Origin of the sequence: Actinomadura sp. 9N215, from assembly GCF_044326345.1 — a bacterium.
In the GTDB taxonomy this organism is placed as follows: Bacteria; Actinomycetota; Actinomycetes; order Streptosporangiales; family Streptosporangiaceae; genus Spirillospora.
In genome coordinates this window covers 213,195-234,412 of sequence record NZ_JBIRBA010000017.1, presented here as the reverse complement: position 1 = coordinate 234,412, position 21,218 = coordinate 213,195, and the positions used below count along the sequence as shown (strand labels likewise).

Here is a 21,218-nt window from a genome sequence, read left to right as displayed (position 1 = left end):
CCGGCGGGTCGTGCGGCCTCCGGCGCTGGGCGCCTCCGGCCGCACGACCCGTGGGCCCGGCTCAGGTCTTGGCCGGGGGATCCTGGGGCAGGTCTTGGCCGGGGATGTAGGTGTGCCTGGATTGGACAAGTGGGGGCGAAGGGGGGCGTCGGCGCTTGATCAGGCTGGTAGCTTCGGCGCATGACCGGCCGAGATCTTCCTGGCGCGCCCGCGTCGCAGCCGTCCGGCGCGGGGCCTGCGCAAGGCGCGGACCCCAGTGCGGCCGACGCGCCCGGCGTCACCCCGGGCGGCGGCGCCGGGACGGGTGACGCGGAGGACGCCGCGTTCTGGGGCGGCGTCGACGGTGAAGGGGAGCCGAAGCGGAAGCGGCGCTGGCCCCGGGTGCTGATCGCGATCGGGGTGTTCGTCGTCCTGGTCGTGGCGGGGCTCGGCGGGCTGGTGTGGCAGCGGCAGTCGTCCTACAACGGCAACATCGACCGGATCCCTGGCGTCATGCCGGACGACGGGGCCCAGCGCCCGGGCCCGAACGTGGAGGGCACCGAGAACTGGCTGCTCGTCGGGTCGGACTCGCGGGCGGACGCGGCCACGACCGGGGAGGGCAACCAGGTCTGGAAGCCGGGACAGCAGCGCACCGACACGATCATGCTGCTGCACCTCCCGGCGGACCGGAAGAAGGCGTACATCGTCTCGTTCCCCCGCGACTCGTGGGTCGACATCCCCGGCTACGGCGACCAGAAGATCAACGCGGCGTTCTCGTTCGGCGGGCCGAAGCTGCTGATCGAGACAATCGAGAACCTCACCGGCGTCCGGGTCGACCACTACGGGGCGATCGACTTCGAGGGGTTCAAGTCGATGACGGACGCGCTCGGCGGCGTCACCGTCAACATCAAGCAGAGCGTGTACGACCCGGCCCGCAAGAAGCAGTGGACGGCCGGGAAGCAGAAGCTCGACGGCGAGGAGGCGCTGCTGTTCGTCCGGCAGCGCTACAACCTCCCGAACGGCGACTTCGACCGGATCAAGCGCCAGCAGGCGTTCCTCGGCGCCCTCGCCAAGCAGGCCGCGGACCGCGGGACGCTCACGAACCCGCTCAAGCTCGACCGGTTCCTGTCCGCGCTCACCAAGTCGATCAGCGTGGACGAGGGCGTCTCGGCGGGCGACATGCGCTCGCTGGCGGTGAGCATGCGGAGCGTGCGCGCGTCGGACGTGATGTTCCTGACGGCCCCGCACCAGGGCACCGGCAGGCGCGGCAAGCAGAGCGTCGTCCTCCTGGACCGGACGAAGGCGACCGCGCTGTTCGACGCCGTCAAGACCGCCCGCATGTCCGAATACGTGAAGCAGCACGGGGGCGGGAGCAACCTCGGCACCGTGTCGTGATCGACGGGGTTCCGGCCGGGCATAACCTGGTCGGAGAGGGCCGTCCTCGTCCGGCGGTCAGGCCCGCCGGACAACCGGTGGTCAGGCCCGCCGGACAACCGGTGGTCAGGCACGTCGGGCCATCGGTGGTCAGACCCGTCGGACAAGGGGTTCGCACAGTGCTTCGTCAGGCGTTGCTCGTCGCGTCGCGCAGCGGCGGCGCACGCAGGGTCGTGGAGACCGCACCGTTCACGGGCGACGTCGTCCGCCGGTTCATCGCCGGAGAGACGATCGAGGACGCAGCCCGCGTCACCGGCGACCTCACCGGCGAAGGCTTGCTCGTAACCCTGGACGTCTTGGGCGAGGACACGCACGACAAGGGCCACGCAGAGGCGAACGTCCAGCACTACATCGAGCTCTTGGAACGCCTTGGCGCGGCCAGCCTCGGTACACGCGCCGAGGTGTCGCTGAAGCTTTCCGCCATCGGCCAGACGTTCGGCGAAGACCTCGCCTTGGAGAACGCACGCCGGATCTGCGCGGCCGCCCGTTCAGCCAGTACGACGGTCACCCTCGACATGGAGGAACACACCACCGTCGACGCGACGCTCAGGATCGTGCACGAATTGCGGCGCGACTTCCCCGATGTGGGGGCCGTCATCCAGGCGTACTTGCGGCGGGCAGAGGAACACTGCGCGGAACTGGCCTACGAGGGTTCGCGAGTAAGGCTGTGCAAGGGCGCCTACGCCGCACCAACGGCGGTCGCGTTCACCGACAAGGAAGAGGTCGACCGGTCGTACGTGCGGTGCATGAAAGTGCTGATGGCCGGTAAGGGCTACCCGATGCTCGCCACCCACGACCCACGTCTCATCGACATCGCCGGTGCGTTGTCCGTGTTGAACGAACGCGACGCTGACTCGTTCGAGTACCAGATGCTGTACGGGATCCGTCCGCAGGAGCAGCGCAGGCTCGCGGCCCACGGCGCGCAGGTCCGCGTCTATGTCGCCTACGGTCGCGAATGGTACGAGTACTTCATGCGGCGGCTGGCCGAGCGCCCCGCCAACCTCCGCTTCTTCATGCGCGCCCTGATCGGCCGCTCCTGACCCACCCACACCCGGCCGCTCCTGGACCATCCCGCGGCCATCCCGCCGCCCTCCCGCCCCGCAACCCGGCTATAGGCTGGACGCGTCGTTGAAACCCCACGTCAGGTATGTCGATGATCGCGATTCTGGGTGCCGGGAAGATGGGCGAGGCGCTGCTGTCCGGGGTGCTCCGGGCCGGGCGCCGCCCGTCCGAGCTGATGGCGACCGCGCGCCGTGAGGAGCGGGGCGCGCTGCTGCGGGAGCGGTACGGCATCGAGATCGTCCCGAACGCGGAGGCCGCGGCGCAGGCGGGGACGCTGGTCCTCGCCGTGAAACCGCAGGACATGGGCGTCCTGCTGGACGAGATCGGCCCGCACGTCCCGTCCGGCCGGCTGGTGATCTCGATGGCGGCGGGCATCACGACCGGGTTCGTCGAGGCGCGGCTCCCCGAGGGCGTGCCGGTCGTGCGCGTGATGTCGAACACGCCCGTCCACGTGGACGAGGCGATGAGCGTGATCTCGCCCGGCTCCCACGCGGCCGAGGAGCACCTCAAGCTGGCGGAGGAGCTGCTGTCCCCGGTCGGGAAGGTGCTCCGCATCCCCGAGTCGCTGCAGGACGGCGCGACGGCCCTGTCCGGCAGCGGCCCCGCGTACTTCTACTACCTCGTCGAGGCGATGGTGGACGCGGGCATCCTGCTCGGCATGCCGCGCGCCGCCGCGCTGGAGATGGTGATCCAGTCGGCCGTGGGCGCCGCCATCATGCTCCGCGACTCCGGCGAGCACCCGGTGCTGCTGCGCGAGGCCGTCACGTCCCCGGGCGGGACGACGATCTCCGCGATCCGCGAGCTGGAGCGGCACGGCGTCCGCGCCGCCGTCCTGGAGGCGATCGAGGCCGCCCGCAACCGGGGCCGCGAACTCGCCAGCGGCTGACCCGGCCTCGCGAGCGGCCGCCCCAGGCCGACCCAGACTGCGCCAGGCGGACCCAGGCCGAGCCGGACGAAAGTTCATTGTTAAACCATTGAGCCGATCCGGGGTTCCCGCCCGTGTAGGAAGTATGGGACTCATACTCCGCCTGCTCGTCGCCGCCGGACTGGCGGCGGACGCGATCGTGCACTGGAGGTTCGCGCCCGAGATGTCCTTCGTCCAGGGCGGGTCCATCGACGGTGAGCTGCTCTTCCGCGTCCAGGCTGCGGTCGCCGGCGTCGTCGCGGTCGTGATCCTCACCTACGCGACCCGCTGGGCGTACGCGCTGGCCTTCCTCGTGGCGGCCAGCGCGGTCGGCGCGATCGTCTTCTACTACTACGTCGACGTCGGCGCGCTCGGACCGCTGCCCGACATGCACGAACCCGTCTGGTACGCGGAGAAGACGATCAGCCTGGCCGGCGAGGGCGTCGCGACGCTGGCCGCGCTGGCCGGATTCTTCACCGCGGCCCGCACGAGACGCGAAGCCGACGCGCCCTACGCCCCCGAACACGCCAGCCGCCTCTGACCGTCCGGAGGACGGCCTGCCGGGGCCGTTCTTCCCGGTCAGGCCGGTTCGTCGGCGGGCTCCCAGGCCCTCGGCCAGTTCCCGGACGGCGGCGGCGGACCCTCGATCCCGAGGTCCTTGCGCGCGTGGGCGTAGAAGGCGTCCCTGGCCTGGCTCGCGCGTTTGAGGGCGCTCGCCCAGCCGGCCGGGTCGTCCTTGAGGCCGCGGGCGTACACCTCGACGGCCCACACGGCCTCGTGCCAGGTCCGGGCCGCCGCGATGGTGAGCGCGTCGCCGACGAGCAGCACCGACTCCCAGTCCGCCGCGCGCCTGGACTCCGCCTCGGCGAGCCTGAGCAGCCCCTCGTCCGGATCCAGCGGATCGACGACATGGTCGAATCCCCGCGCCGCCCCGATGCGCAGCGAGACCTGGAACTGGGCCTTCAGCGTGTTGGCGTAGACGGCGTAGGTCTGGAACCTCTGCTGGTCCCAGCGTTCGGCGCGCGATCGCCGCCACCGGGTCCGCTCGGTGAGGCTCGACGCCGCGTACGAGCCGGCGGCGCCGATGATCACACCGGCCAAGGTCGGTACCTGGTCCATGAACGCCATGCAGTGCTCCTCACGTCCGCTATCGGATGATCGCAAGCCGCCCCCCGGTTCCCGCCCCCGCCCCGCCGGTTGCCGCCCGCCGTTTCCCGGCCCGCCACTCGCCGCCCACCGTTTCCCTGTTCGGCGGCGGGCGAACGGAAACGGGGCTCGGGGGCCGCGATACCGTGACGTTATGAGCGGTTCCGTTGCGTCCCCCCGGCCCGGTCCCGAGAACTGCGGGCTGGAGATCTTCTGGGACGAGCGGCTCACCTCCTACGACTTCGGCCCCGGCCATCCCATGAACCCGGTGCGGGTCGAGCTGACGATGGCGCTCGCGCGGGAGCTCGGCGTCCTGGAGCGTCCCAACGTGACGGTGTCCGGGTTCGAGCCGGCGGACGACAAGCTGCTCCGGCTCGTCCACGAGGAGTCCTACGTCGCGGCGGTCAAGCACGCGGGCGCGACCGGGACGCCCGACCCCCGGCACGGCCTCGGCACGCCCGACAACCCCGTGTTCCCCGGCATGCACGAGGCGTCCGCGCTGGTCGCGGGCGCGTCCGTCGCCGCGGCCGAGGCGGTGTGGACGGGACGCGCCGAGCACGCCGCCAACATCTCCGGCGGCCTCCACCACGCGCTCAGCGGCGGCGCCAGCGGTTTCTGCGTGTACAACGACCCGGCCATCGCGATCGCGTGGCTGCTGGAGAACGGCGCCGATCGCGTCGCGTACGTCGACGTCGACGTCCATCACGGCGACGGCGTCCAGGACGCGTTCTACGACGACCCGCGCGTCCTGACGATCAGCCTGCACGAGTCGCCGCGGACGCTGTTCCCCGGCACCGGCTTCCCGGACGAGACGGGCGCCGACGGGACGTCCGCCAACGTCTCCCTGCCGCCCGGCGCGGGCGACGGCCCGTGGCTGCGCGCGTTCGACGCGATCGTCCCGCCGCTGCTGCGCAGGTTCGGCCCGGACGTCCTCGTCACCCAGCACGGCGCCGACGGCCACGCGCTCGACCCGCTCGCGCACCTGACGCTCAGCGTGGACGGCCAGCGCACCGCGTACGGCCTCCTGCACCGGCTCGCGCACGAGACCGCGGGCGGCCGCTGGATCGCCACCGGGGGCGGCGGCTACGAGCTGGTCCAGGTCGTGCCGAGGGCGTGGACGCACCTGCTGGCGGAGGCCGCGGGCGGCCCGATCCCGCCGGACACCCCGACGCCCGAAGGCTGGCGCGAGTTCGTCAGCCGCCGGACCGGCGAGACAGCCCCGCTCCGCATGACGGACGGAACCGAAAGGGTGGAGGTCAGCAGGTGGGCGGACGGCTACGACCCGGCGAGCCCGATCGACCAGGCGGTGCTGGCGACGCGGCGGGCGGTGTTCCCCGAGCACGGCCTCGACCCGATGACGGAGGAGTGAGGCCCCCGTGAACCCGGCCCCGACGCGGGACGAGCTGCGCGTCCACCTGCTCCGGACGATGATCGCCGGCACGGTCGCGACGCCCCGCCAGAACAACCTGCTGCACTACCGCCGGATGGCCGCGGGCCACCCGTACTACCAGTTCGGCCTTGAGCTCAAGCCCTCGTGGACGGAGCAGACCGTCCTGGAGATGATGGTCCGGCGCTGCGGCGTGGACGCCGACCCCCGGCACGTGTACGGCGACGACACGATCGATCCGGAGATCACGCTCGACACGCTGGAGGCGATGGGCGACCGCATCGGCCGCGCGGCCCGCCGCAAGGAGGCCGTGGTCGTCGCGACCGGCCATCCGGCGACGCTGACGCCGCTGTACCAGGCCGTCGCGCGGGCGCTGGCGGAGGCCGGCTGCCGGCTCCTGACCCCCGCGGCCGGCTGGACGTACGAGATCGAGACCGGCTACGGCGGCTCGGACCTGCGCCGCCTCGTCTACGCCGAGCCGGGCGTGGCGATGCTGGAGGGGGACGACCACCGGACGCAGCACACGCACGACCCGCAGCCGATGGAGGCCATGCTCCGCGAGCTCGCCGATATCGCTTCTTCGGGCTCTCCGGAAGCTAAACCTGATTTTTGGCCGGATCTGGCCATCGCCGATCACGGCTGGGCCGGAGCGGCCGGACAGGCGGGCATCGACACCGTCGGGTTCGCGGACTGTAACGATCCCGCGCTGTTCGCCGGCGCCGCCGAAGGCAAGATCGACGTCGTCGTCCCGCTCGACGACGGCGTGTCCCCGCAACACTACGCGCCTCTGACCGCCTACATCCTGGAACGCGCGGGCCTGCACCCGTCCGGCTGACCCTTCTCGCCCGGCCCGCGCGGCCGCCGCGTCGCGGCCGGAGAGCCGTCCCGGCTGTCACTGCGTGTGACAGGGCGGCGGTAACGGGACGCATGGGCTTGCGCGACGCCATCGTGAGCATCGGAACCGCAGCTGAACACGTGGTTTCGGTTGACAACCGTTCGCCGCGCCACTCCTTGTGCCGTCAGCTCCACCCTCCGTACGGGATCAGCACTGTGTCCTCCGAGTCAGGTCGGGAGACGGAAATGTGCGGAACTCCCCTCTTGCGACTGCCGATACGCGATTTACGCTGGAGAAGTACACGTGCGTGATCAAAGTCACCCGAAGGGCCGGTGCGCGGCACGTGTGGAAGAGGGCGTCCGATGACCTCAGGCGAGCGACCTCTGAGCGAGGTCAGGTTCCTGACCGTGGCCGAAGTGGCGGCGGTGATGCGGGTGTCCAAGATGACCGTCTACCGCCTCGTCCACTCGGGCGAGCTACCCGCGATCCGCGTGGGGCGCTCGTTCCGGGTACCCGAGCAGGCCGTTCACGATTACCTGCGCGACGCGTACATCGAAGCCGGATAAAGGGTAAGGGCGGGGGATGAGCCACTACCCCGCCGCCTACTCCATACCCGGCCGTGCAGGGGGCGTCGGGACGGTTCTCTGGAACCGTCCCGAAGCTGGGGAAGCAAGACGAGGACCGGCCGGTGGCCGAACGGCCGCCGGAGCCGGTGTCCGGGGGAACGGGGGCATCACCGATGCCCGTGCCCTCCCGGCCCGGCTGGACGGTCCGGACACCGAGCGGGACGGGCGGTGGCCCGGGCAACGGCCACCGAGCAAGCCCGCCCGCGCGGAACGGTGCCCGGCGTCGCGCATCGCGCGGCGCCGGTCCCGTGTGCCCACGCCGTGGGCAACCGGTGTGGTCCGCACCCGGTCCCGTGTATCCACGCCGTGGGTAACCGGCGTGGTCCGCACCCGGTCCCGTGTATCCACGCCGTGGGTAACCGGCGTGGTCCGCACCCAGTCCCGTGTGCCCGTACGGTGGGCCACCGGCGTGATCCGCACCGGTACAGCGGTACCCTTGGGCGGCGGACCGTGCGCGCGTTTCGAGTGATGCTCGCCTGCGGCACGCCCGTCTCCTGCACATCACCCGATATGCCGAGCGAGGTCTCGTGGGCTCAGTCATCAAGAAGCGTCGCAAGCGGATGGCCAAGAAGAAGCACCGCAAGCTCCTGAAGAAGACGCGCATCCAGCGTCGCAACAAGAAGTAGTCACACCGGCCGCGCAGCTGTAAGGGGTGGGGCGAACCGTGTCCTCGAAGCCCACCGCCGCGGCCCGTGTCGTCCTCGTCACGGGCGTGTCCCGTTTCCTGGGGGCGCGGGTCGCGAACACCCTGCAGGCCGACCCCGGCATCGAACGCGTCATCGGCGTGGACACCGTGCCGCCCGCCGCGTCCCTCGGCGTATCGCTCGGACGCACCGAGTTCGTCCGCGTCGACATCCGCACCCCGGGCATCGCGAACCTCATCGAGTCGGCAGGGGTCGACACGGTGGTGCATCTCAACCTCGTCACCTCCTCGTCCGTCCCGCGGGCGAAGGTGAAGGAGCTCAACGTCATCGGCACGATGCAGCTGCTCGCGGCGTGCCAGCGCTCGCCCGACACGCGCAAGCTCGTCGTGCGGTCCTCCGCCGCCGTGTACGGCTCCTCGCCGATGGACCCGGCCGTGTTCACCGAGCTGGACGAGCCGGTCGAGGGCCCGAAGTCCGGATACGCCAAGGACGCGGTCGAGGTCGAGGGGTACGTCCGCGGGCTGATGCGGCGCCGGTCCGACCTGACGGTGTCGGTGCTGCGGTTCGCGAACTTCCTCGGGCCGGGCGTCGACTCCCCGCTCACCCGTTACCTGCGCCTGCCGGTCGTCCCGACCGTGCTGGGCTTCGATCCGCGGCTGCAGTTCGTCCACGAGGACGACGGCGTCGAGGTGCTGCGCCGCATGACCGTCGAGGACCATCCCGGCTGCTTCAACGTCGCGGGCGACGGCGTCCTGCTGCTGTCCCAGGCGCTGCGCCGGGCCGGGCGGCCCTACGTTCCCGTCCCTTCGCCGTCGCTGTCGGTGCTCGGCGACATGGGACGGCGCTTCGCCGGCCTGTCCGGGTTCTCGCCCGAGCTGCTGCGCTGGCTGACGTACGGACGCGTCATCGACACGACGGCGCTGGCGAACGAGCTGTCCTGGCGGCCGAAGTACAGCTCCGAGGCCGCGTTCGCCGACTTCGCCGCCGCCGGCGGTCACGGCCCGCTGACCGCGCTCCTCGGACGGTCAGGCTGATGAACGCCCACGACGAGAACGACGAACACGACGAGGATGCGCAGGTCATCCGCCTCGCCACCGGCCGCGACGACTCGGCGGGAGACGGCGCCGCTGGGGACGGCTCGGGCGGGCGTGGCTCTTTGGAACGTGGCATAGCGTCCGGCCTGGCCTTTCTGCGCCGCCGACTGTCCGGCGACTACGAGATCGACGAGTTCGGCTTCGACCCCGAGTTCAACTCGACCGTCCTGCTGCCCCTCGCCCGCGCGCTGTACGAGCACTGGTTCCGCGTCGAGCTCGCGGGCGTCGAGAACATCCCGGAGGGCGGCGCCCTCCTCGTCGCGAACCACTCCGGCGTCATCCCCGTCGACGCGCTGATGCTGTCCGTCGCGGTGCACGACCACGCCGACCGCCAGGTCCGCCTTCTCGGCGCCGACCTCGTCTACCAGATCCCGCTCCTCGGGCACCTGTCCCGCAAGGCGGGCCACACCCTCGCCTGCCAGGCCGACGCGTCCCGCCTCCTCGGCAAGGGCGAGCTCGTCGGCGTGTTCCCCGAGGGCTTCAAGGGCGTCGGCAAGCCGTTCGCCGAGCGCTACAAGCTCCAGCGGTTCGGGCGCGGCGGGTTCGTGGGGACCGCCCTGCGCGCGGGCGTGCCCATCGTCCCGTGCGCCATCGTCGGCGCCGAGGAGATCTACCCGAAGATCGCCGACGTGCGTCCGCTGGCCCGCCTCCTCGGCCTCCCGTACTTCCCGATCACCCCGACGTTCCCGCTGCTCGGACCGGCCGGGCTCGTCCCGCTGCCGTCCAAGTGGATGATCCAGTTCGGCGAGCCCATGACGCTGGACGAGTACGACGCCGGCGCCGCCGACGACCCCATGACGGTCTTCGACATCACCGACCACGTGCGCGAGAACGTCCAGAAGATGCTCTACGAAACCCTCCTTCGCAGAGGCCCCGCGTTCCTCTGACAGAGTGAGCGGATGCAGCCGTTCCGTAGCCGCATGGTCGCCCGCGACGTGGGCGAACCGCACCGCGCGTCCAGCCCGCTCGAACTCCTCTTCGACCTGACGTTCGTCGCGGCGGTCTCGCAGATCGCCGGGCAGCTCGCGCACGCCACCGAAGAGGGGCACGTGGGCGGCGACGTCCTGCCGTTCCTCATGGTGTTCTTCGCCATCTGGTGGGCGTGGATGAACTTCACCTGGTTCGCGTCCGCGTACGACACCGACGACGTCCCGTACCGCGTCATGACGTTCGTGCAGATGGCGGGGGTGCTCGTCCTGGCGGCGGGGGTGCCGGACGCGTTCGACGGCGATTTCACCACCGTCACCATCGGCTACCTCGTCATGCGCGTCGGGCTGGTCGGGCTATGGCTGCGCGCCGCGATCGGGCACCCGGAGACCCGCGCCACGACCCTCCGCTACGCGGCCGGCGTCTCGCTCCTCCAGGTGCTCTGGCTGTCGCGGCTCGCGCTGCCGGGCGACGGCCCCGCCTGGACGTTCCCCCTGCTGGTGGTGCTGGAGCTGTCCGTCCCGACGATCGCGGAGCGCGCGGGGAAGACGACCTGGCACCCGCACCACATCGCCGAGCGGTACGGCCTGTTCACGATCATCCTGCTGGGGGAGAGCGTCCTCGCGTCGACGAACGCCGTCCAGGACGCGGTCGAGCACGGCCTGAGCCGCGAACTCGTCACCGTCGCCCTGGCGGGCCTCGCGATCCTGTTCGCCCTCTGGTGGATCTACTTCGCCGAACCGGCGGGGGAGGGCCTCGCCGCACGCCGCGAGCTGTCCTTCGTCTGGGGATACGGCCACTACGTGATCTTCGCCGCGCTCGCCGCCGTCGGCGCCGGGCTGGAGGTCGCGGTCGTGTCGGCGGGCGGCGACCACGTCGAGGCGGACGAGCAGACCGTGATCGCCGCCGTGGCCGTCCCCATCGCCGTGGTGCTGGTCATGCTGTGGGTGCTGCACGCTCCGCTGCGGCGCCCGACCGCCCGTCCGGAGCTGATCGGGATCACGGCCGTCCTGACCCTGCTGACGACGTTCGCGGCGCCGGGCATCGGTGTCGCCGCGAGCCTGGTCGTGCTGGCGGCGCTCCTGGCCCTCCTCGTCGCCGCGACCATCGTCACCGGACGTCCGGAACGGACGGAACGGACGGAAGCGCGCCCGGCGTAACGGTTACAGGAGTGCGGGGTCGCCGGGGCGTAGGGCCTTACGCTTCGGCTTGGTCCTTGCCGTGGGTGGGGACGAGGTCGAGATCGCGCATGCGGCGCGCGGCCCATTCCCCCAGGGGGCCGAGCGCCGCGTGGAGCGCCGCGCCCTCGTCGGTCAGCTCGTACTCGACCCGGGGCGGGGTCTCGTCGAACACGGTCCGCCGGACGATGCCGTCCGCCTCAAGCTCCCGCAGCTGCTGGGTGAGCACTTTCTCGCTCACGCCGGGGAGGCTGCGGCGCAGCTCGCCGAACCGATGGAGCCGCTCGCCCAGCGCCCACAGGATCAGCGCCTTCCATTTGCCGCCGACGACGTCCATCGCGGCGTCGAGGGCACAGATGTACGGCGGGTTGCGCATTCGCCGATGGTAGCCGCGCCCTCGTTTGGGGCGTCAGCCGGCGGCGGCGCGGCGCATCGCCCAGAGCGAGGCGCGCAGATGTCCGGCCCGCTCGTCGGGCACTCCCGCCTCCGCGGAGAAGGCGAGCATGGTCTCCAGGCCGGTGGCCTGCATCGCGGGGTTGTACTCGTCCGGGACGGAGTCGCGTACGTCGGCGCCCGCGACCATGATCGGGAGCGTCTGCTCCATCCAGGGCCGCAGCACCTCGCGCTTGAACTTCTCCACGTCGCCGCCGTCCGCGTGGACCAGCGCCACGGCGTGGTCTGCCCCGGCGCTCAGGCCGTACATGGCGCTCAGCGCGGCCATGTCATAGAGCGCCGCTGCTCCGGGATCCTCGCCCGCCCAGTGCGGACGTCCGATGGGGCCGAGCACGGCGGCCACGCGGTCGAACAGCTCGCGCGCGCCGCTGTAGAGGATGAAGGCTCCGTCCGTTCCCACCGTCGGAGGCACGGCCATGATCCCGCCGGCGAGGAAGCGCACGTCGTGCTCTTCGAGCCAACCGGCGAGGTCGCGCGCCTGCCGGGACGAGCCGCTGGTGAGGTTGACGAGCGTCCCGCCGGCCAGCTTCGGCACGGCCGGTGCCAGCGCTTCGCGGACGCTGGCATCGTCCAGCAGGCACGCGACGGTCAGATCGCCCGCCTCGATCGCCTCTGCCACGCTCGGCGCCTCTCGCGCACCGCGCGCAAGGAGGTCGCCTGCCTTGCCGGGCGTGCGGTTCCAGACGGTTACGTCGCGACCGGCGTCGAGGAGTGCGCCCGCGAGAGCGCGTCCCATGCTCCCCAGACCGAGAATGCTGATCCGTTCGTGTCGCATGTTCATGCCACCCACTGTTGATGGGGGCGTCGCGCGCCACAAGAACGCACTTCAAAGTGCGTGGTTACGCGGAGGTCAGTCACCAGGTCGATGGGGGGGAGCCTGTGCTTGGGCGCGGCAGGCCGGGCCGCACGCGTAACATCTACGTTGAGTAGTACTACGTACTATAGTTGATCTTGAAGTGTTCGATGGGGTCGGAGGGTTCATGGCGGCGAAGGGTGGCCTGGGTGAGCTGGGCGGGCGCAACTCGGTGTTCTGGTTTCGGGTGGTCACGCTTGCCGAGGGCTGGTCGTTCGTCGTCCTGCTGATCTTCGGCTCGCTGCTGAGCCGGGTCTCCGACATCGATCTGGTGGGACCGCTCGGCGCCCTGCACGGCGGGTTGGTGATCGCGTGGGTGCTGGTGTTCGTCGCGGCGCGCCGCAGCCTGGCCTGGGGCGTCAGGAACTCGCTGCTGGCGGTGCTTGCCTGCATGCTGCCGCTGACCCCGTTCGTCTTCCACCGGCGCAAGCGCGCGGAACTGCTGCACGCCGAGGCCCGGGCCTGAACGGGCGGCTATCCGTTCGCGGGTGACCCTTAAAGGTTACGTATCGTTCCCTATGTGACCCTATGATGGGGGACGATGGCGGAGAAAATGTACTCGGTCGAGGAGGTCGCGGGCCTCCTCGGTCTTCATGTGCGTACCGTGCGCGGCTACATCCGCGGTGGCCGGTTGAAGGCCGTCCGGATCGGCAAGCAGTACCGGATCGCGGCCGCCGACCTGGAGGCGCTGACGGGACGGCCCCCGGCCCCAACCAGTCGGCCCGCGGCCGTGGGCGCGGCGGCGGTCGAGGTGTCGAGCATCGTGCAGGTCGACGGCGTCGACCGGGTCACGGCCGACCGGCTGAGCACGTTCGTGCTCGCCGGGGTGAACACCGGCGACTCCGGCCATCAGCTGCGGGTGCAGGTCGTCTACGACGAGGAACGGAGCCGGATGAAGATCGTGATACTGGGCGGCGCCGCCGCCACCGCCGACGTGCTGCGCCTGCTCGACGCCGTCCTCGACGGTGATCTGCTGGGTCCGGGAGGCGGCGATGCCTGACGTGGTGCAGGAGCGGGCCGGGGTGCAGGTGCTGGTGTGCGATCCGGCCGGGCCGCCGATCGTGACCGTCCAGGACGCGCTCGACCTGATCGGCGCGGCCTTCGCCGGCGCGGAGGTCGTGGCCGTGCCCGCCGACCGGCTGGACGAGAGCTTCTTCGAGCTGGGCACCCGCTTCGCCGGAGAGGTCATGCAGAAGTTCGTCAACTACCGGCTGCGCCTGGTGGTCGTCGGCGACATCTCCCGGCAGGTCGAGGCGAGTTCGGCGTTGCGGGCTCTGGTCCGGGAGTCGAACTCGTCCGGTCACGTGTGGTTCGTCCCCGATCTTGACGCGCTCGACGACCGGCTGCGCACCGTCGCCTGAGGCGGCCGCGGCGCCCGGGCCGCCGGCGCCGCGACGACCTGGACGACGGCGCCCGCCGCCAGGACTCCGGCGACCCACAGCACCGAGGCCGTGCCGAGGCCGTCGGCGGCGCGTCCGCCGAGCAGCGCCCCGAGCGCGATCGCGGCGTTGAACACGGCGACGAGCAGCGCGGACGCCGCCTCCTCGGCGTGCGGGGCCGCCGCGAGCAGCCAGTTCTGCACCGTCACGGACACGCCGCCGTAGGCGAGCCCCCACAGCATCAGCAGGGCCGCACCGCCGCCGAGTGATCGTCCGAGCAGCGGGACGAGCAGCACCGTCACGGCGAGCGTCGCGCCGAGCACCAGCAGGGTGGCGCGCGGTGAGCGACCGGCCCCTGCGCCGCTCGCGAAGTTCCCCGCGACGCCCGCGACGCCGTAGCCGAGGAGCAGCGCGCCGATCTGCCCGGCGTCCGCGCCGGAGACGTCCTCCAGCACGGGACGGACGTAGGTGTACGCCGCGAAATGCCCGCTGACCAGCAGCGCGGTGGCGACCAGCCCCGCCCGGACGCGCGGCTCACCGGCGAGCCGGGCCGTGCCGCGCAGGCCGGTCGCCCGGTCCACGGGCAGCGGCGGCAGCAGCACCGCCATGACCACCGCGAGGACGACGGCCAGCCCGCCGGTCGCCGCGAACGCCGTCCGCCAGCCCGCGGCCTCGCCGAGCAGCGTCCCGGCGGGCACGCCCAGCACCGACGCGATCGCGACGCCGCTGAACGCGACCGCGATGGCGGTTCCTCTCGACCGTCCGGGGACGAGCCGGCCCGCGAGGGACGCCGCCAGCGCCCACACCCCGCCCATGCCTACGCCGACGAGGACGCGCCCGGCCATCAGCGTCCCGACGTTCGGCGACCAGGCCGCCACGGCGTTCCCGAGCGCGAGCGTCAGCAGCAGCGCCACCACCACGGGACGCCGGTCCGTCCGTCCGAGGGCGGGGACGATGAACGGCGCGGACACGGCGGCGACGAGGCCCGTGACCGTCAGGGCCAGCCCGGCGATCCCCTCGCTGACGCCGAGCGTCCGCCCCATCGGGGTGAGCAGGCCCACCGGGAGCATCTCGGAGGTGACGACGGTGAAGGTGGCGGCGGCGACGGCCCCCACCGCCGCCCAGGCGGCGAGGCCCGCGCCGGCCGAGGAGGTCGCGTGTGTCATGGCCCGAGTCAACCGGCGGCGCGGCGGCCGGAACAACGACGGGTCTCTCACGGCTGCATTAGTGACGCTCATCGATCACGGAGGCGGGATGGCCGGTCTGGAACTGCGCGAACTCGAATGCTTCCTCGTCCTGGCCGAGGAACTGCACTTCGGCCGGGCCGGTGAACGGCTTTACATCTCGCAGGGCAGGGTCAGCCAGCTGCTGCGCTCGCTGGAGGAACGCGTCGGCGCCCGGCTGGTGGAGCGGACGAGCCGACGCGTCCGCCTGACTCCCCTCGGGGAGGCGTTCCAGCGGGGCCTGCGTCCGGCCTACGACGGGCTGCGCCAGGCGGTGGACGACGCGCGCCTGGCCGCGCGCGGCGTCGAGGGCACGCTCCGGGTGGGTTTCCAGTGCACGGCGAACGACCAGGTGACGGAGGCCGCGTCGCGCTTCCAGGAGCGCCATCCGGCCTGCGTCGTCGAGCTGGCCGAGCTGCCGCTGCACGACCCGTTCGGGGCCGTGCGGCACGGCGATCTCGACGCGGCGATCGTGCTCGGGCCCGTGCTGGAGGACGACCTGGTCGTCGGCGCGACCTTCTCGCGGCAGCCGCAGACGGTCGCGCTGTCGGTGCGGCATCCGCTGGCGGCGCGGGAGTCGCTGTCCGCCGAGGAGCTGGCCGGATGCGCGCTCGTCCAGGTGAGCGGCCCGGCGCCCGGCTACTGGCGGGAGAGTTTCGCGCCGTCGGTCACGCCTGGGGGCCGTCCGATCGGGGCCGGGCCGACGGTCGGCACCCTTCAGGAGGGGCTCGCGCTGGCGGCGGCGGGACGAGGATTGATGCTGTTGTGCCGGGCCACCGCCGAGGACCACGACCGGGGGGCCGTCACCTACGTCCCGGTCACCGGTCTGCCCGACTCCACGCTGGCGCTGGTCTGGCGCCGCGATCATGAGACCGCCCGGGTCCGCGCCTTCGCCGCCGGGCTGGCGGACGTCGCACGCCGCACCGTCCGGGCGGCGTCCGGGGGCGTGCCGGGCGCACAGCGTCCGGGGACGCGCCGACCGTCGGGACGGGTGAAACCGGGCTGAAAGCGGCCTGAAGGCGGGGGCGCGCAGGCTGCGGGCATGAACACAGAACCGGCGCAGACCGCCATTCAGGCGATCGGTCTGCGAAAGGCGTTCGGGGCGAAGGTCGTCCTCGACGGGATAGACCTCGACGTCCCGCGCGGGACGGTCTTCTCCCTGCTGGGGCCCAATGGGGCGGGGAAGACGACGGCCGTGCGCATCCTGTCCACGTTGATCCCGGCGGACGGCGGCGACGTCCGGGTCGCGGGACGCGATCTGGCGAAGGACCCCGACGGCGTCCGCACGGCGATCGGCGTCACCGGGCAGTACTCGGCGGTGGACAGCCTGCTGACCGGCCGCGAGAACCTGATCCTGATGGCGGACCTCCACCACCTCGGCAAGGCCGAGGGCCGCCGGGCGGCGGACGAGCTGCTGGAGCGCTTCGACCTGGTCGACGCGGCGGGCACGATGGCCGCCACCTACTCCGGCGGGATGCGCCGCAGGCTGGACCTCGCGATGACCCTGATCGGCGCGCCGCGGATCATCTTCCTGGACGAGCCCACGACCGGCCTCGACCCGCGGAGCCGCCGCACGATGTGGGAGATCATCCGCGGGCTGACCAGGGACGGCGTGACGATCTTCCTGACGACGCAGTACCTGGAGGAGGCCGACCACCTCGCCGACAAGATCGCGGTCCTGGACGGCGGCCGCCTGGTCGCCGAGGGCACCTCGGACGAGCTGAAGCGGCTCGTCTCCGGCGGGCACGTCCGGCTGCGCTTCCCCGACCCGGCGGCGCTGGACGCGGCGGCCCGCACGCTCGGCGCGCTCGGCGCGGTGACCCGGGACGACGAGGCGCTGGTCCTCCAGGTGCCGAGCGACGGCGGCGTCCGGTCCCTGCGGTCGCTCCTCGGCCGCCTGGAGGACGAGTCGATCGAGGTCGACGAGCTGTCCGTGCATACCCCCGACCTGGACGACGTCTTCCTCGCCCTCACCGGAACCGGAAAGGGAAACAGGAAGCGGAACGGGGAGCGGAACGAGGTGACGCCGGTATGAGCACGCTCTCCCACGCGGCCGCGGACTCCGCGACGATGCTGCGCCGCAACCTGCGGCACGCGCTGCGCTACCCGTCCCTGTCCGTCGGCATGATGATGATGCCGATCCTCATCATGCTGCTGTTCGTCGGCGTGTTCGGGAACGCGCTCGGCGAGGGCGTCGGCGGCCCGGCGAAGGGCGACTACATCAACTACGTCGCGCCGGGGATCATCCTGATGGCGATCGCGTCCGGGTGCATGACGACGTCGGTGTCGGTGTCGCTCGACATGACGGAGGGCATCGTCGACCGGTTCCGCACGATGGCGATCGCGCGGGTGTCGCTGCTGACCGGGCATGTCGTCGGCAGCATGATCCAGACGGTGATCAGCACGGCCGCGGTGATCGGGGTCGCGGTCGCGCTGGGCTTCCGGACGGACGGCGGCGTCCTGGACTGGCTCGCCGCCATGGGCCTGCTGGTCCTGCTCACGTTCGCGCTGACCTGGGTGGCGGTCGCGCTGGGGCTGCTGGCGAAGAACCCGGAGGGCGCGAGCAACTCGCCGCTGATCATCCAGTTCATGCCGTTCCTCGGCAGCGCGATCGTCCCGCCGGAGTCGATGCCGGCCGGGGTGCGGTGGTTCGCGGAGTACCAGCCGTTCACCCCGGTCATCGAGACGGTCCGCGGCCTGCTGGCCGGGACGCCGAGCGGGCGGGACGCCGCGGTGTCCCTCGTGTGGTGCGCCGGGCTCGCGATCGGCGGCTACGCGTACTCGAAGTTCCTGTTCAACCGCAAGGCGCCGCGCTAGCCGAACGTGGCGGGTGCGAGTTCGCGGGCGAGTTTCCGGGCGGCGTCCCGGAGCGCGGGGCCGTCCAGGCCGGCGTATTCCGACACGGCTTCGGCGTACGCCGGCCCGTCGGCGTCCTGGGCGGTGCGGCGCGCGGCCGAGGAGGACATGGTCGGCTGGAAGGAGCGGGCGAAGTGCAGCCGGTCCGCCAGCGCGATCGCCCGCGCGGCCCGCGCCCGGACGTCCGGCGGGGCGCCGTCGCCGCCCCGCCGGGCGAGGTCGGCGTGGGCGAGGGCGAGGAGGATGGCGCCGCAGAACGGCAGGTCCATGAAGAAGGACGGCATCGTGTCCTGCGGCAGGGCGAGCAGGTCGGACAGCTTCGCGGGCAGCCCGGCCGCGATGTCCTCGACGAGGTCGAGCCCGCCGTGCCGGGCGTGCGCGACCACGGCGGCGCAGTGGGCCTCCAGCGTCCACGGGTCGAGGCCGGGCGCGGTCATCGGGTCCACGCCGCCCGCCAGCCGTTCGACCGCCTGCCGCCAGAGCCGCAGGCCGGTCGCGGCGTCACCGCGCGCGAGGGCGAGCTCCGCGCGGGCGCCGAGGTGGAACGTGGCGACGCCGAACGAGTCGTCGGGTCCTGACACGAGCGCCTGGTCGAGCCGGGCCTCCGCCCGGTCGAACTCGCCGAGGCTTCCCTCGATGGACGCGAGCGCCCACAGCAGCCCGAAGTTGTCGGGCCACCCGTGCCGCTCCAGCAGGTCCAGCGACACGCGGAGGTGGTGCGCGGCCCGTTCGCCCTGGTCGAGCTGCATCAGCAGCTCGCCGAGCCGCGAGTGGACGATCAGCCCGAGCCACGGGGCGTGCCGCTCGCCGGTCGCCGCCAGCATCGCCTCAGTGGCCGCGAGCGCGCCGGTCAGGTCGCCGTCCCGCTCCCGGACGTAACCCAGCACGCAGTTCGCGATGGCGGCGAGCGCCGGTTCGTCGCTGGCGCACATCCGGTCGAGGAGGTCGCGGCCGCCGTCCGGGTCCATGAGCTCCGGCCCGGACGCCGTCAGGTACGCCAGCGCCCCGGCGAGGCCGGTCGGCGGGACGGGCGGCAGCCTGCGCAGCGCGACGAGGGCGCGCGTCGCCCGCGGCCCCTTCAGCATGGACGAGGTCAGGACGCTGAGGGCGAGGGCCGTCCGGGTCGTCTCGACGTCCGCGGGACCTGGCCGGAAGCGGCTCAGCGGCCCGGCGGTCTCCTCCGTCATGACGATCATCCGGCTGTAGGCGGACTCCAGCGTCCAGAATCCGCCGAGGACGGCCGCCACGGCGGCGATGGCCGGGCCGTCGTCCCTGGCCAGCCCGTGGCGCAGGGCCTGGAGCAGGTTGTCCTGCTCGACCCGGACGCGCGCCAGCGGGCCGAACGGCTCGGGCCCGAACAGCGCCTCATGGTGCGCCGTCCCGAAATCGCGCGCCCAGGCGAGCAGCCCGCCGACCGCCCGCTCCGTCTCGCCCACCGCCTCGCGGTGGGCGGCGCAGAACTCCCGGACGCTCTCCAGCATCCGGAACCGCGTCCCAGGCTCGCCCTCGGTCATTTCGAGGAGCGACTGGCCGACGAGGTCGTCCAGGATTTCCAGGACGTCGCCGTCCAGGAAATGGCGTGCCGCGTCCGCCGTGAATCCGGCGGAGAAGATCGACAGCGACCGCATCGCGGCCCGTCCGGACGGCCCGAGGAGGTTCCAGCTCCAGTCGACGACGGCGTGCATCGTCCGGTGCCTGGACGGAGCGTCCCGCACGTTGCCGCGCAGGAGCGCGAACCGGTCGTCCAGCCCGCGCGCGATCTCGGGCACGGACATGACGCGGACGCGCGCCGCCGCCAGCTCCACGGCGAGCGGCAGCCCGTCCAGGTGGCGGCACAGCTCCTCCACCGCGCCCGCCGGGACGTCGGCGTTCGGCCGCGCCGCGTGCGCCCGCTGCCGGAACAGTTCGACGGCCGTCGCCGGGTCGAGCGCGGGCAGCGGGTACACCGACTCCGACGACAGGCCGAGCGGCGCGCGGCCCGTGGTCAGGACGCGCAGGTCACGCGTCCGCGACACCAGCGCGCCGACCAGGGCGGCGACGCCGTCGACGACGTGCTCGCAGTTGTCCAGGACGAGCAGCGCCGGTCCGGGGCCGAGCGCCTCCACGATCCCGCCGAGCCGGTCGGCCGCCCCGCCGAGGCCGCGCGGCGCGGCCGCCCCGCGCAGGTCGCTCACGCCGAGGACGGACGCCACCTCGGCCGCCACGTCCTCGTCCCGGGCGACGCCGGCGAGCGGGACGACGTGCACGGCGCGCTGCGGGGCGTCGCGCGCCACGGTGTTCGCGAGCCGCGTCTTGCCGAGCCCGCCCGTCCCGACGATCGACGTGACGCGGGACGTGCGCAGCAGCCCGAGCACGGCGGCGAGGTCGCGGGCCCGTCCGAGCAGCGGGTTCGGCTCGTGCGCGACGCCCCGCCGGACGGGCGGCGCCTCGTCCCGCAGCAGCTCCTGCTGGACGCCCTGGAGCGCGCTCCCCGGATCGGTGCCGAGCTCGTCGCGCAACGCACGCCGGTAGGACTCGAACCGGGCCAGCGCGGCGGACGGCCCGGTGGTCGCCGCCTCGCAGCGCAGCAGCTCGGCGAGGACCTCCTCGTCCCGGGGATGCTCGCGTGCCACGGCGGTGAGCGCGTCGAACGCCTCCGCGTGCCGGGCGAGCCGCGCCAGGGCGAGCGCGCGGGCGCGGGTCAGCGTCCGGTACGTCGAGGCCCGGTCCGCGCGCAGCGCGGACAGCGGATGATCATCGTCGTCGGGCTCCGGGGCGCCGTCCCACAGCGCGAGGCCCTCCTCGGCGCGGGCGAGCGCGGCCGCGTGGTCGCCGTCGCGGGAGGCGCGGACGCTCGCGGACGCGGCGAGCAGCACGGCGGACGCGTCGACCTCGTCCTCGGCCAGCCCCAGCCGGTATCCGGTCGGGGTGCTGGCGATGACGTCCGCGCCGAACTGCGACCGGGCCCGCGACACCACGACCTGCAGCGCCTTGGCCGGGTTCTCGGGACGTTCGTCCGGCCACAGCCCCGCCACGAGCCGCACGACGGACGCGCCCGCCCGCGGTTCCTCGGCGAGCAGCGCGAGGAGGCCGCGCATGCGGGGGCTCGTGACGTCCCGCCCGCGGCAGGAGACCCGCGTCAGCAACGCCAGCTCGACGGTCACGCAGACAGGCTATTCCGCCGGCCCCGGCGCCGGGCGCACAGCGGTCGCGACGCTCAGCGCAGAGCGGTCGCGACGCTCAGCGCAGAGCGGTCGCG

At 72.6% G+C, this 21,218-nt stretch carries 22 protein-coding genes; 17 read left to right on the top strand and 5 right to left on the bottom strand.

From position 1 onward, the window contains the following. Nucleotides 1–180: 180 nt before the first annotated feature. From ACH34T_RS27120 to ACH34T_RS27105, 4 genes are all read left to right on the top strand, one after another. Nucleotides 181–1,374: an LCP family protein gene (locus tag ACH34T_RS27120; protein ID WP_396023734.1), complete on the top strand. Its 1,194-nt coding sequence runs from the start codon at nt 181–183 to the stop codon at nt 1,372–1,374. Between the two features lie 158 nt (nt 1,375–1,532). Further along, a complete protein-coding gene (locus ACH34T_RS27115) occupies nt 1,533–2,453 on the top strand; it encodes a proline dehydrogenase family protein (RefSeq protein WP_396023733.1) in 921 nt (306 codons plus the stop codon). Between the two features lie 113 nt (nt 2,454–2,566). Then, nucleotides 2,567–3,361 carry a pyrroline-5-carboxylate reductase gene (proC, locus tag ACH34T_RS27110; RefSeq protein ID WP_396023732.1) on the top strand — a complete coding sequence of 265 codons (795 nt, stop codon included), beginning with the start codon at nt 2,567–2,569 and terminating at the stop codon, nt 3,359–3,361. Nucleotides 3,362–3,485: 124 nt separating this feature from the next. Then, nucleotides 3,486–3,920, top strand: coding sequence for a hypothetical protein (locus ACH34T_RS27105; protein ID WP_396023731.1), 435 nt, complete (start codon nt 3,486–3,488; stop codon nt 3,918–3,920). Nucleotides 3,921–3,958: 38 nt separating this feature from the next. On the opposite strand, the gene ACH34T_RS27100 is transcribed toward ACH34T_RS27105, so the two are convergent. Next, nucleotides 3,959–4,507, bottom strand: coding sequence for a hypothetical protein (locus tag ACH34T_RS27100; protein WP_396023730.1), 549 nt, complete (start codon nt 4,505–4,507; stop codon nt 3,959–3,961). 172 nt (nt 4,508–4,679) lie between these two features. On the opposite strand from ACH34T_RS27100, the gene ACH34T_RS27095 reads away from it, so the two are divergent. The 7 genes from ACH34T_RS27095 to ACH34T_RS27065 all read left to right on the top strand — a co-directional run bounded on the left by ACH34T_RS27095 (nt 4,680) and on the right by ACH34T_RS27065 (nt 11,198). Next, the gene (locus tag ACH34T_RS27095) at nt 4,680–5,894 is read left to right on the top strand and encodes an acetoin utilization protein AcuC (protein WP_396023729.1); all 1,215 of its coding nucleotides are present in this window, start codon (nt 4,680–4,682) and stop codon (nt 5,892–5,894) included. A gap of 7 nt (nt 5,895–5,901) precedes the next feature. Further along, nucleotides 5,902–6,747 carry a phosphatase gene (locus tag ACH34T_RS27090; RefSeq protein WP_396023728.1) on the top strand — a complete coding sequence of 282 codons (846 nt, stop codon included), beginning with the start codon at nt 5,902–5,904 and terminating at the stop codon, nt 6,745–6,747. 362 nt (nt 6,748–7,109) lie between these two features. After that, the gene (locus ACH34T_RS27085; RefSeq protein ID WP_021591693.1) at nt 7,110–7,313 is read left to right on the top strand and encodes a helix-turn-helix domain-containing protein; all 204 of its coding nucleotides are present in this window, start codon (nt 7,110–7,112) and stop codon (nt 7,311–7,313) included. A gap of 587 nt (nt 7,314–7,900) precedes the next feature. Further along, complete coding sequence (locus tag ACH34T_RS27080) at nt 7,901–7,999, top strand: 30S ribosomal protein bS22 (RefSeq protein WP_018654693.1); 99 nt, start codon at nt 7,901–7,903, stop codon at nt 7,997–7,999. A gap of 38 nt (nt 8,000–8,037) precedes the next feature. Beyond that, complete coding sequence (locus ACH34T_RS27075) at nt 8,038–9,051, top strand: NAD-dependent epimerase/dehydratase family protein (RefSeq protein ID WP_396023727.1); 1,014 nt, start codon at nt 8,038–8,040, stop codon at nt 9,049–9,051. Further along, nucleotides 9,051–9,998 carry a lysophospholipid acyltransferase family protein gene (locus ACH34T_RS27070; protein WP_396023726.1) on the top strand — a complete coding sequence of 316 codons (948 nt, stop codon included), beginning with the start codon at nt 9,051–9,053 and terminating at the stop codon, nt 9,996–9,998. The genes ACH34T_RS27075 and ACH34T_RS27070 overlap by 1 nt, the downstream gene beginning before the upstream one ends. A 12-nt stretch (nt 9,999–10,010) precedes the next feature. Beyond that, a complete protein-coding gene (locus ACH34T_RS27065; protein WP_396023725.1) occupies nt 10,011–11,198 on the top strand; it encodes a low temperature requirement protein A in 1,188 nt (395 codons plus the stop codon). Between the two features lie 37 nt (nt 11,199–11,235). Here ACH34T_RS27065 and ACH34T_RS27060 read toward each other — a convergent pair whose 3' ends face one another. Together ACH34T_RS27060 and ACH34T_RS27055 are read right to left on the bottom strand one after the other, a co-directional pair. After that, nucleotides 11,236–11,592 carry a winged helix-turn-helix transcriptional regulator gene (locus tag ACH34T_RS27060; RefSeq protein ID WP_396023724.1) on the bottom strand — a complete coding sequence of 119 codons (357 nt, stop codon included), beginning with the start codon at nt 11,590–11,592 and terminating at the stop codon, nt 11,236–11,238. A 33-nt stretch (nt 11,593–11,625) separates the two neighbouring features. Then, nucleotides 11,626–12,450, bottom strand: coding sequence for an NAD(P)-dependent oxidoreductase (locus tag ACH34T_RS27055; protein WP_396023723.1), 825 nt, complete (start codon nt 12,448–12,450; stop codon nt 11,626–11,628). Between the two features lie 199 nt (nt 12,451–12,649). Between ACH34T_RS27055 and ACH34T_RS27050 the strand changes: the two genes are divergently transcribed. The 3 genes from ACH34T_RS27050 to ACH34T_RS27040 all read left to right on the top strand — a co-directional run bounded on the left by ACH34T_RS27050 (nt 12,650) and on the right by ACH34T_RS27040 (nt 13,883). Further along, complete coding sequence (locus ACH34T_RS27050) at nt 12,650–12,988, top strand: DUF3817 domain-containing protein (protein ID WP_396023722.1); 339 nt, start codon at nt 12,650–12,652, stop codon at nt 12,986–12,988. 75 nt (nt 12,989–13,063) lie between these two features. After that, entirely contained in the window at nt 13,064–13,522 is a 459-nt protein-coding gene (locus tag ACH34T_RS27045) for a helix-turn-helix domain-containing protein (protein WP_396023721.1), read from the top strand. After that, entirely contained in the window at nt 13,515–13,883 is a 369-nt protein-coding gene (locus ACH34T_RS27040; protein WP_396023720.1) for a DUF4180 domain-containing protein, read from the top strand. The genes ACH34T_RS27045 and ACH34T_RS27040 overlap by 8 nt, the downstream gene beginning before the upstream one ends. Here ACH34T_RS27040 and ACH34T_RS27035 read toward each other — a convergent pair. Next, a complete protein-coding gene (locus ACH34T_RS27035) occupies nt 13,823–15,067 on the bottom strand; it encodes an MFS transporter (RefSeq protein ID WP_396023719.1) in 1,245 nt (414 codons plus the stop codon). The genes ACH34T_RS27040 and ACH34T_RS27035 overlap by 61 nt on opposite strands. Nucleotides 15,068–15,155: 88 nt before the next feature. Between ACH34T_RS27035 and ACH34T_RS27030 the strand changes: the two genes are divergently transcribed. Genes ACH34T_RS27030 through ACH34T_RS27020 form a run of 3 tightly spaced genes read left to right on the top strand, consistent with a single transcriptional unit; the run spans nt 15,156 to nt 17,941 of the window. Next, complete coding sequence (locus ACH34T_RS27030) at nt 15,156–16,130, top strand: LysR family transcriptional regulator (protein WP_396023718.1); 975 nt, start codon at nt 15,156–15,158, stop codon at nt 16,128–16,130. Between the two features lie 36 nt (nt 16,131–16,166). Further along, nucleotides 16,167–17,159 carry an ATP-binding cassette domain-containing protein gene (locus ACH34T_RS27025; RefSeq protein WP_396023717.1) on the top strand — a complete coding sequence of 331 codons (993 nt, stop codon included), beginning with the start codon at nt 16,167–16,169 and terminating at the stop codon, nt 17,157–17,159. Next, nucleotides 17,156–17,941 carry an ABC transporter permease gene (locus ACH34T_RS27020; protein WP_396023716.1) on the top strand — a complete coding sequence of 262 codons (786 nt, stop codon included), beginning with the start codon at nt 17,156–17,158 and terminating at the stop codon, nt 17,939–17,941. Before ACH34T_RS27025 ends, ACH34T_RS27020 begins: the two co-directional genes overlap by 4 nt. On the opposite strand, the gene ACH34T_RS27015 is transcribed toward ACH34T_RS27020, so the two are convergent. After that, nucleotides 17,938–21,123 (bottom strand): ATP-binding protein, encoded by a 3,186-nt coding sequence (locus tag ACH34T_RS27015; RefSeq protein ID WP_396023715.1) that lies wholly within the window; start codon nt 21,121–21,123, stop codon nt 17,938–17,940. The two genes, ACH34T_RS27020 and ACH34T_RS27015, sit on opposite strands and share 4 nt — an antisense overlap. Nucleotides 21,124–21,218: the final 95 nt, after the last annotated feature.

Bases quoted from the DNA above. Each gene is read 5' to 3' on its own strand.
- ACH34T_RS27120 (WP_396023734.1), top strand. From the start codon at position 181: ATGACCGGCCGAGATCTTCCTGGCGCGCCCGCGTCGCAGCCGTCCGGC.
- proC (WP_396023732.1), top strand. From the start codon at position 2,567: ATGATCGCGATTCTGGGTGCCGGGAAGATGGGCGAGGCGCTGCTGTCC.
- ACH34T_RS27105 (WP_396023731.1), top strand. From the start codon at position 3,486: ATGGGACTCATACTCCGCCTGCTCGTCGCCGCCGGACTGGCGGCGGAC.
- ACH34T_RS27100 (WP_396023730.1), bottom strand. From the start codon at position 4,507: ATGGCGTTCATGGACCAGGTACCGACCTTGGCCGGTGTGATCATCGGC.
- ACH34T_RS27095 (WP_396023729.1), top strand. From the start codon at position 4,680: ATGAGCGGTTCCGTTGCGTCCCCCCGGCCCGGTCCCGAGAACTGCGGG.
- ACH34T_RS27085 (WP_021591693.1), top strand. From the start codon at position 7,110: ATGACCTCAGGCGAGCGACCTCTGAGCGAGGTCAGGTTCCTGACCGTG.
- ACH34T_RS27070 (WP_396023726.1), top strand. From the start codon at position 9,051: ATGAACGCCCACGACGAGAACGACGAACACGACGAGGATGCGCAGGTC.
- ACH34T_RS27065 (WP_396023725.1), top strand. From the start codon at position 10,011: ATGCAGCCGTTCCGTAGCCGCATGGTCGCCCGCGACGTGGGCGAACCG.
- ACH34T_RS27060 (WP_396023724.1), bottom strand. From the start codon at position 11,592: ATGCGCAACCCGCCGTACATCTGTGCCCTCGACGCCGCGATGGACGTC.
- ACH34T_RS27055 (WP_396023723.1), bottom strand. From the start codon at position 12,450: ATGAACATGCGACACGAACGGATCAGCATTCTCGGTCTGGGGAGCATG.
- ACH34T_RS27050 (WP_396023722.1), top strand. From the start codon at position 12,650: ATGGCGGCGAAGGGTGGCCTGGGTGAGCTGGGCGGGCGCAACTCGGTG.
- ACH34T_RS27045 (WP_396023721.1), top strand. From the start codon at position 13,064: ATGGCGGAGAAAATGTACTCGGTCGAGGAGGTCGCGGGCCTCCTCGGT.
- ACH34T_RS27040 (WP_396023720.1), top strand. From the start codon at position 13,515: ATGCCTGACGTGGTGCAGGAGCGGGCCGGGGTGCAGGTGCTGGTGTGC.
- ACH34T_RS27035 (WP_396023719.1), bottom strand. From the start codon at position 15,067: ATGACACACGCGACCTCCTCGGCCGGCGCGGGCCTCGCCGCCTGGGCG.
- ACH34T_RS27030 (WP_396023718.1), top strand. From the start codon at position 15,156: ATGGCCGGTCTGGAACTGCGCGAACTCGAATGCTTCCTCGTCCTGGCC.
- ACH34T_RS27025 (WP_396023717.1), top strand. From the start codon at position 16,167: ATGAACACAGAACCGGCGCAGACCGCCATTCAGGCGATCGGTCTGCGA.
- ACH34T_RS27020 (WP_396023716.1), top strand. From the start codon at position 17,156: ATGAGCACGCTCTCCCACGCGGCCGCGGACTCCGCGACGATGCTGCGC.